This is a genomic window from Streptococcus mitis (assembly GCF_047465045.1).
Lineage (GTDB): Bacteria > Bacillota > Bacilli > Lactobacillales > Streptococcaceae > Streptococcus > Streptococcus mitis_DT.
Window position 1 is genome coordinate 1 of the sequence record NZ_JASHAR010000030.1, and the last position, 9677, is coordinate 9677.

A 9677-nucleotide genomic window follows, 5' to 3' on the forward strand; every position below is an offset into this window, starting at 1 on the left:
TGCATGGGATAGCCTTTCTAAATGGTTTATTGTGCAACTCTATTTTACCAAGACTATCGCAACCATGCAAAAAAGCAACGGCAAATCCGTTGTTTTTTTGGAAATAAGGGACTATTGTCCCAGACTCTTGTTACTAAATATTTTGTAAAAAACTCTTTTAAAAATATTTGTTAGAATTTTCTAAAAAATCTGTCAAAAGCTCTTGCATTTGTAAAAAAATAGGGTATAATAGTGAAAATACTATTTTGAAGGAGATTATTTATGCAATCGAAAAAGTGGCTCTTAGGAGCAGGAGTGACCTTGAGTACAGCCATTCTTTTAACAGCTTGTGGGAAAAGTGAAAAGAATGCAGACGCTCCCAAAACATTTTCTTATGTTTATGCTGTTGATCCATCATCCTTGGATTATAGCGTTACAAGTAAAAGTTCAACTTCTGACGTAATAGGTAACGTCGTCGACGGTCTTTTAGAGAATGATAAATATGGGAATCTGATTCCTTCTCTAGCAGAGGATTGGTCAGTTTCTAAAGATGGCTTGACTTATACTTACAAACTACGTAAAGGTGTGAAGTGGTATACTTCAGAAGGAGAAGAGTATGCGGAAGTTAAGGCTCAGGATTTTGTCACCGGATTAAAGCATGCAGCAGACGGAAAATCCGATGGTCTTTCTTTGGTTGAGAAATCCATCAAAGGATTGGAGGCTTATGTTAGTGGTGAGACAAATGACTTCTCAACTGTAGGTGTGAAGGCTCTTGATGATTATACGGTAGAATATACCCTTAATAAACCGGAAAGTTTTTGGAACTCTAAAGTAACCACAGCAACCATGCTTCCTGTAAATGAAGAATTTTTGAATGCAACAGGCAAGGATTACGGAGCGCCAACTCCATCAAGTATTCTTTACAATGGCCCATATTTTTTGAAATCTTTGATTTCTAAATCTGTGATTGAATATGAAAAAAATCCTAACTATTGGGATAAGGACAATGTCAAAATTGATAATGTTAAATTGACATTCTATGATGGTTCAGACCAAGAATCCTTAATTCGTAGCTTTACACAAGGTGCCTATACAACTGCACGTCTTTTTCCAACAAGCTCAAACTTTGAATCAACTAAAAAGGAATATGGTGATAAGATTGTATATAGTCCACAAGAGGCAACAAGTTATTATCTCACCGTTAACGTAAATCGTCAGTCCTATAATAAAACTGCTAAAACAGATGAGTCACAAAAAACATCAACAAAAGAAGCTCTTCTCAATAAGAACTTCCGTCAGGCTCTTAATTTTGCATTTAATCGCCACGCCTATACAGCTCAATTAAATGGCGAAGAAGGTGCGGATAAGATTATTCGTAATAGTCTAGTGCCAGATAACTATGTTCAAGTAGCTGGGAAGACTTTCGGGCAGCTGGCTCAGGATGAACTGCTGAAATATGGAGAGCAATGGAAAGATGTGACTCTCACAGATGGCAAAGATACAATTTACAATCCAACAAAGGCCAAGTCTACATTTGAAAAAGCGAAAACAGAATTGCAATCTAAGGGAGTAAGTTTCCCGATTCATTTGGATGTACCAGTAGAACAGACAGATGTAGTTGCAGTTCAACAGACAAATTCATTAAAACAATCGATTGAAGAAACATTGGGAACTGAGAATGTAATTATAGATGTTCTTCAAATGACGGATAATGAGAAGGAAAGTATTACTTCTCAAGCTAAAGTTCCAACCCAAAAAGATTATGATTTGAACGGAACTGGTTGGGGACCAGATTATCAAGATCCAGCAACCTATCTCAATATTTTAGATGCTAAGAAGGGTTCTGCTTTGAAGCATCTAGGTATAACAAAGGGCAAGGATCCTGAAGTCATGGCGAAAGTTGGATTGGATGAATACAAGAAGCTTTTGGATGATGCTGCATCTGAGACAAGTAATCTTGATAAACGATACGAAAAGTATGCTAAAGCACAGGCTTGGGTTACTGATAGTTCACTTCTTATTCCAGTTGCTTCTTCAGGTGGCTCTCCTATGGTTAGTCGTACTGTGCCATTCACCAAAGCTTATTCACAGGTCGGAATTAAGGGGGATCCATTTATTTTCAAAGGTATGCAACTTCAAAATGATATCGTGACAACTAACGAGTATGAGGCAGCTCTTAAAAAGTGGCAAAAGGAAAAACTCGAATCTAATGCTCAGTATCAAAAGGATTTAGAAAAACACGTAAAATGAGTCTAGGCTCATTTCTACAAATGGCTTTTTAATCAATAAATCACATAAAAACAAGGGAGGACTGTATGAAAGACAGGAATCCTTTGTTTTTTTTATGACTAAAATTTATAAACTTTCATTCTTAAAATTCAATTAACTTTACAAATTTCCACTATTTTGGTAAAATAAATCTATGTTATAAAAACTAACATAAAGGAGAAAGAAGATGACTACAAAAAAGCGTATCCTTAGTGCAGGTCTGACTGTTGCAGCTGCCTTGCTGTTAACTGCTTGCGGACAATCAGGTTCAGATACAAAAACTTACTCATCAACCTTTAGTGGAAACCCAACTACATTTAACTACTTATTAGACTACTACGCTGATAATACAGCTATTATTACTAACCTAGTTGATGGTTTGCTTGAAAATGACAACCACGGAAACCTAGTTCCATCTTTGGCAGAGGACTGGTCTGTTTCAAGCGACGGTCTGACTTATACCTATAAACTGAGAAAAGATGCCAAATGGTTTACGGCTGACGGTGAAGAGTATGCCCCAGTCAAGGCACAAGATTTTGTGACAGGTATCAAATACGCAGTGGATAATAAATCCCAGGCCATTGACTTGATTCAAAACTCAATCAAGGGCTTGAATGATTATATTACAGGAGCGGATTCTGACTTTTCTAAGGTTGGAGTGAAAGCCATTGATGACCATACTGTTGAGTATACTTTGGCGCGCCCAGAACCTTACTGGAACTCAAAAACAACCAACAGTATTCTTTTCCCAGTGAATGAAGAGTTTCTAAACTCAAAAGGGAAAGATTTTGGTACCCTATCTCCAGATAGCATTCTCTACAGCGGACCTTATTTGTTAAAAGATTTCACATCAAAATCATCGATCGAGTATGTGAAAAATCCGCATTATTATGATCATGACAAAGTATCGATTGAACACGTAAAATTGGCCTATTTTGATGGTTCAGACCAAGAATTGACCATCCGTAACTTTGAAAGTGGAGCTTATTCAATCGCAGGTGTTTATCCAAATAGTTCTAACTTTGCTAAGACCAAGGAGAAATATAAGGATAATATCGTCTATAGCTTGCAGGACAAGACTTCTTGGTATTTCAATTTTAACGTCAACCGTAAGGCCTACAATCACACTGCTAAAACAACAGATGAGCAGAAGAAGTCAACTGAGACAGCTGTTTTGAACAAGAACTTCCGCCAAGCGGTGAACTTTGCCTTGGACCGCACAGCCTATTCTGCTCAGTCAAATGGGGAAGAAGCGGCTAGCAAGACCCTTCGTAACACCCTAGTACCTCCTACATTTGTCCAAGTTGGAGACAAGACTTTTGGAGAAGTAGTCGCTTCTAAATTGGTCAACTATGGCACAGAATGGTCAGGTATTAACTTGGCAGATGCTCAGGATGCCTATTTTAACAAAGAAAAAGCCCAAGCAAAATTTGCGGAAGCTAAAAAAGAATTGGCAAGTCAAGGTGTGACTTTCCCTATTCACTTGGATGTAGCTGTTGATCAAACAAGTAAAAATGCTGTGACAGGCATGAACTCAGTTAAGCAGACCCTTGAGTCAGTTTTAGGTGCTGATAACATTGTCATTGATGTTCAGCAACTTTCAACAGATGATTTTAATAACGTAGCCTTCTTAGCACCAACACCAGCTGATCGAGACTACGATTTGAACTTTGATGGCTGGGTAGGTGACTACCAAGATCCATCAACCTATCTCAATCCTTTCAATGCAGAGGATGGGTTCTACCTCAAGATTTTTGGTCTAGATGCTCAGGAAGATAAAGCTAAAATTGCTAGTCTGGGTCTTGATACTTACACCAAGATGCTCAAAGATGCAGATAGTGAAAATAAAGATGTAGCCAAACGCTATGAAAAATATGCTGAAGCACAGGCTTGGATGATTGATAATTCTCTGATTATGTCAGCTATGTCAAGTGGTGGAACAGCATCTGTGACCAGAGTAACACCATTTACAAGAGGGTATTCATTGGTCGGCATCAAGGGTGATGGCAATAACTACAAGTACATGAAACTGCAAAAAGATACTGTGACGACTAAGCAGTTTGAAGAAGCGAAGACTAAATGGGAGCAAGAAAGCAAAAAAGCAATCGAAAAAGCTCAAAAAGAAGCAGAAAATCATGTTAAATAATGATGAGCGAGTTTCCGTAAGGGACCTCGTTTTTATGTTTATATAGTAAATTTATTGATGTAATTGGTTGCAAGTCAAAAAGAATGTTTCGGAAAGAAGATGAGAACGCCTTACTTAAGCGGATGTAGGCCACAAGTGTAGTTTTTTATGATATAATAAAATGAAATAAAAATTGATAATAGAGGTATATCGTGAGTAAATCTTCGAAGCGAGCTCGTCAGGGTAAAACAAAGATTATGATTAGTTGGGGGTTGCTAGCTATCTATGCAGTACTAGCAGTCTTTTTATTGTTTTTGATTTTCAAGTACAATATGCTAGCCTTCCGATATCTGAATATAGTAGTTACCGTCTTAATTGTAGCCTTAGCCATCTTGTGCTTCTTTTTAATTCGGTCCAAGAAAGCTAAGAATCTAACGCTGATTTTATTACTACTTGGTATTTTGATTAATGGGACTTCCCTCTTTGCTGTAAGTCAGTTCGTTGGCTTTACCAGTCGCTTAAATGCGACATCGAACTACTCAAATTATTCGATGAGTATTGCGGTGTTAGCAGATAATCCAATTGAGAATATCAGTCAAGTAACCAGTGTAATGGGGCCGACGGGGACAGATAAGGAAAATATCCAACAGTTGCTGAATGACCTGAAGGCTAGTCAAAACAAGGAATTGACAGTCGAAGAAAGCAGTTCTTATCTTGCGGCCTATAAGAGCTTGTTAGCTGGAGATACAAAGGCAATCCTTCTAAACAGTGTCTTTGAAAACATTATCGAATCCGAATATCCAGACTATGCTTCAAAGATTAAGAAAATCTATACCAAAGAATTGACTAAGAAGGTTGAAACTCCAAAGGATGTCAAAGGTGACAGTTTCAATGTTTATATCAGCGGAATTGATACTTACGGTCCAATTAGTTCAGTTTCTCGTTCGGATGTCAATATCATTATGACAGTGAATCGCGAAACTAAAAAGATTCTCTTGACCACAACACCTCGTGATTCCTATGTTCCAATTGCAGATGGTGGTAACAACCAAAAAGATAAGTTGACCCATGCGGGGATTTATGGAGTAGATGCTTCCATTCATACCCTGGAAAATCTCTACGGTATTGACTTGAACTATTACGCTCGTTTGAATTTCACTTCTTTCTTGAAATTAATAGATCTTCTCGGTGGAGTTGATGTTCATAATGATCAAGAATTTACTGCTCATACAAATGGGAAGTTCTATCCTGTAGGGAATGTTCATCTTGACTCGGAGCAAGCTCTTAGCTTTGTACGTGAGCGTTATTCATTGGCAGATGGAGACCGAGATCGTGGTCGTAACCAGCAAAAAGTCATTGTTGCAATTCTGCAAAAGTTAACTTCGACAGAAGCTTTGAAAAATTATGACAGTATTATAAAGGGTCTACAAGATTCCGTGCAAACCAATATGCCACTTGAAACCATGATGAACCTGGCCAATGCCCAACTTGAGAGTGGTGGAACTTATAAGATTAATTCGCAAGATCTTAAAGGAACAGGGCGTATGGATTTGCCATCCTATGCCATGCCTGATAGCAACCTTTACATGATGGAGATAAGTGATAGCAGTTTAGAGTCAGTCAAGGCTGCAATCAATGATGTGATGGAAGGAAAATAAGACACAATGATTGATATTCATTCGTATATCGTATTTGGTGTGGATGATGTTTTAAAATCTAAGCAAGAAAGCAAGGTCCTTTTGACAGAAGCTTATGGACAAGAAGTACGGACTTGAGATGTAAAACATGCAATTGTAACATCGATTAAAGTTATCCATCTTGTACAATTGCTACAACAGTTTGTTAAAAATAAAAGGAGGGAGTTATGTACGATTATCTTGTCGTTGGTGCTGGTCTTTTTGGTGCAGTCTTTGCCCATGAAGCAGCCCTAAAAGGAAAAAAAGTAAAAGTCATTGAAAAACGAAATCATATCGCGGGTAATATCTATACTCGTGAAGAGGAAGGAATTCAAGTTCATCAATATGGAGCTCATATCTTCCATACTTCTGATAAGGAGATTTGGGATTATGTAAATCAGTTTGCAGAGTTTAACCGTTACACAAACTCTCCAGTTGCAAATTATAAGGGAGAGATTTATAATCTTCCTTTTAATATGAATACCTTCAATAAACTTTGGGGAGTTGTGACGCCAGCAGAAGCACAGGCTAAGATTGATGAGCAACGTGCTGTTTTAAATGGCAAAACTCCTGAAAATTTGGAAGAACAGGCTATTTCTCTTGTAGGTACAGACATCTACGAAAAATTAATCAAAGACTATACAGAGAAACAGTGGGGCAAGCCAACTACAGAACTTCCAGCCTTTATCATTCGCCGTTTGCCAGTACGCCTGACCTACGATAACAACTATTTTAATGATACCTATCAAGGGATTCCAATTGGTGGTTACACTCAAATAGTTGAAAAAATGTTGGATCATGAAAACATTGATGTAGAAACAAATGTTGATTTCTTTGCCAATAAAGAACAATATATGAAGAACTTCCCTAAAATTGTCTTTACTGGTATGATTGATGAATTCTTTGACTATAAGTTGGGTGAACTAGAGTATCGTAGTCTTCGTTTTGAAAATGAGACCTTGGATATGGAGAATTACCAAGGAAATGCAGTTGTGAACTATACGGATTCAGAAACTCCATATACTCGCATTATTGAACACAAACATTTTGAGTTTGGGAATCAAGCAAAGACTATCATTACTAAAGAACATTCTAAAACATGGGAAAAAGGTGATGAGCCTTATTATCCAGTAAATAATGATCGTAATAATCATTTGTATAAATCATATAAAAAATTGGCTGATGAGCAAGGGAATGTTATCTTTGGTGGTCGTTTAGGACACTATCGTTATTACGATATGCACCAAGTAATTGGAGCAGCTTTACAGTGTGCAAGAAATGAGTTAGATTAAACACCTAGAACTGTTATCAGTTGCTATTTACAAATATGATCAATAATTCCTTGACTACGTAATGTAGTTGAGGGGTTTTTGATATTATTCATATTTTTGCGAAGTTATTGTTTAAAAAATAATTTTCAAAAATTCAGAAAATTGTATTGACAGGACTCAAAAAAGGGGCTATAATGAATAAAAAAACAAAGGAGAAGACTATGAAAACAAGGAAAGTATTGGCTTTTGCGGGAGTAACTTTATTAGCAGCAGGTGTCTTAGCGGCTTGCTCGGGTGGTTCTGCTACTAAAGGTGAGCAGACCTTTGCATTTACATACGAGACACATCCAGATAATCTCAACTATTTGACAACTGGTAAGGCAGCAACTGCCGACATTACTAGTAATGTGATTGATGGATTGCTTGAAAATGATAAATACGGGAACCTTATTCCCTCAATGGCAGAGGACTGGTCAGTTTCTAAGGATGGCTTGACTTATACTTATAAGATTCGTCAGGATGCCAAGTGGTATACATCTGAGGGAGAAGAGTATGCTCCTGTTAAGGCTCAAGACTTTGTGACAGGTCTTAAATATGCAACAGATAAGAAAGCAGAAGCCCTTTACTTGGTACAAGATTCAATCAAAGGTCTGGATGCTTATGCTAAAGGGGAAATTAAAGATTTTTCTCAAGTCGGGATTAAAGCCCTTGATGATCAAACAGTCCAATACACGTTGAACAAACCTGAAAGTTTTTGGAACTCAAAAACAACCATGGGTGTGCTTGCGCCAGTTAATGAAGAGTTTTTGAACTCAAAAGGGGATGATTTTGCCAAAGCTACGGATCCAAGTAGTATCTTGTACAATGGTCCTTATTTGTTGAAATCCATTGTGACCAAATCCTCTGTTGAATTTGCGAAAAATCCGAACTACTGGGATAAGGATAATGTGCATATTGACAAGATCAAATTGTCATTCTGGGATGGTCAAGATACTAGCAAACCAGCAGAAAACTTTAAAGATGGTAGCCTTACAGCAGCTCGTCTCTATCCAACAAGTGCAAGTTTTGCAGAACTTGAAAAAGAGCTGAAAGACAATATTGTCTATACTCAACAAGACTCTGTTACGTATCTAGTGGGAACAAATATTGACCGCCAATCTTATAAATACACATCTAAGACCAGCGAAGAACAAAAAACATCTACGAAAAAGGCTCTTTTAAACAAGGATTTCCGTCAGGCTATTGCCTTTGGTTTTGACCGTACAGCCTATGCCTCTCAGTTGAATGGAGAAACTGGAGCAAGCAAAATCTTACGTAATCTCTTTGTTCCACCAACATTTGTTCAAGCAGATGGTAAAAATTTTGGCGATATGGTCAAAGAGAAATTGATCACTTATGGGGATGAATGGAAGGATGTTAATCTTGCAGATTCTCAGGATGGCCTTTACAATCCAGAGAAAGCCAAGGCTGAATTTGCTAAAGCTAAATCAGCCTTACAAGCAGAAGGAGTCCAATTCCCAATTCACCTAGATATGCCTGTTGACCAAACAGCAACTACAAAAGTTCAGCGCGTGCAATCTATGAAACAATCCTTGGAAGCGACTTTAGGAACTGATAATGTCATTATTGATATTCAACAACTACAAAAAGATGAAGTAAACAATATTACATATTTTGCTGAAAATGCTGCTGGCGAAGACTGGGATTTATCAGATAATGTCGGTTGGGGTCCAGACTTTGCCGATCCATCAACTTACCTTGATATCATCAAACCATCTGTAGGAGAAAGTACTAAAACATATTTAGGATTTGACTCAGGGAAAGATAATGTAGCTGCTAAAAAAGTAGGTCTATATGACTACGAGAAATTGGTTACTGAAGCTGGTGATGAGTCTATAGATGTTGCTAAACGATATGATAAATACGCTGCAGCTCAAGCTTGGTTGACAGATAGTGCTTTGATTATTCCAACTACATCTCGTACAGGGCGTCCAATCTTGTCTAAGATGGTACCATTTACAATACCATTTGCATTGTCAGGAAATAAAGGTACAAGTGAGCCACTCTTGTACAAATACCTTGAACTTCAAGACAAGGCAGTCACAGCAGATGAATATCAAAAAGCTCAAGATAAATGGATGAAAGAAAAAGAAGAATCCAATAAAAAAGCGCAAGAAGAGCTCGCAAAACATGTGAAATAGATTTTAATCATCTATAGAAACAGAGTGATAAAGAACCTGAGACAAAATAGTTCACAGCCACAAAAAAGCTAGAGATTTCCAATAGCGGAACTCTAGCTTTTTAATTTTGAGTCGTTCTCTTATTGTATTTGAGGAGTTTATTGGCCATAAGTATCAA

Annotated in this window: 5 protein-coding genes; all 5 read left to right on the top strand. The window is 37.5% G+C overall.

Translation table 11 applies throughout. The annotated features are described in order from the left end of the window. Positions 1-261 precede the first annotated feature (261 nt). Positions 262-2229, top strand: coding sequence for a peptide ABC transporter substrate-binding protein (locus QM409_RS10430; protein WP_261050616.1), 1968 nt, complete (start codon positions 262-264; stop codon positions 2227-2229). A 205-nt stretch (positions 2230-2434) separates the two neighbouring features. Continuing rightward, positions 2435-4393, top strand: coding sequence for a peptide ABC transporter substrate-binding protein (locus tag QM409_RS10435; protein WP_414305697.1), 1959 nt, complete (start codon positions 2435-2437; stop codon positions 4391-4393). A 236-nt stretch (positions 4394-4629) separates the two neighbouring features. Beyond that, complete coding sequence (locus QM409_RS10440; protein ID WP_414305698.1) at positions 4630-6030, top strand: LCP family protein; 1401 nt, start codon at positions 4630-4632, stop codon at positions 6028-6030. Between the two features lie 206 nt (positions 6031-6236). Next, on the top strand, positions 6237-7340 hold the full coding sequence (gene glf / locus QM409_RS10445; RefSeq protein ID WP_414305696.1) for a UDP-galactopyranose mutase: 1104 nt from the start codon (positions 6237-6239) through the stop codon (positions 7338-7340). Between the two features lie 200 nt (positions 7341-7540). Continuing rightward, entirely contained in the window at positions 7541-9520 is a 1980-nt protein-coding gene (locus QM409_RS10450; protein ID WP_084930228.1) for a peptide ABC transporter substrate-binding protein, read from the top strand. Positions 9521-9677: the final 157 nt, after the last annotated feature.

Bases quoted from the DNA above. Each gene is read 5' to 3' on its own strand.
- QM409_RS10430 (WP_261050616.1), top strand. From the start codon at position 262: ATGCAATCGAAAAAGTGGCTCTTAGGAGCAGGAGTGACCTTGAGTACA.
- QM409_RS10435 (WP_414305697.1), top strand. From the start codon at position 2,435: ATGACTACAAAAAAGCGTATCCTTAGTGCAGGTCTGACTGTTGCAGCT.
- QM409_RS10440 (WP_414305698.1), top strand. From the start codon at position 4,630: ATGATTAGTTGGGGGTTGCTAGCTATCTATGCAGTACTAGCAGTCTTT.
- glf (WP_414305696.1), top strand. From the start codon at position 6,237: ATGTACGATTATCTTGTCGTTGGTGCTGGTCTTTTTGGTGCAGTCTTT.
- QM409_RS10450 (WP_084930228.1), top strand. From the start codon at position 7,541: ATGAAAACAAGGAAAGTATTGGCTTTTGCGGGAGTAACTTTATTAGCA.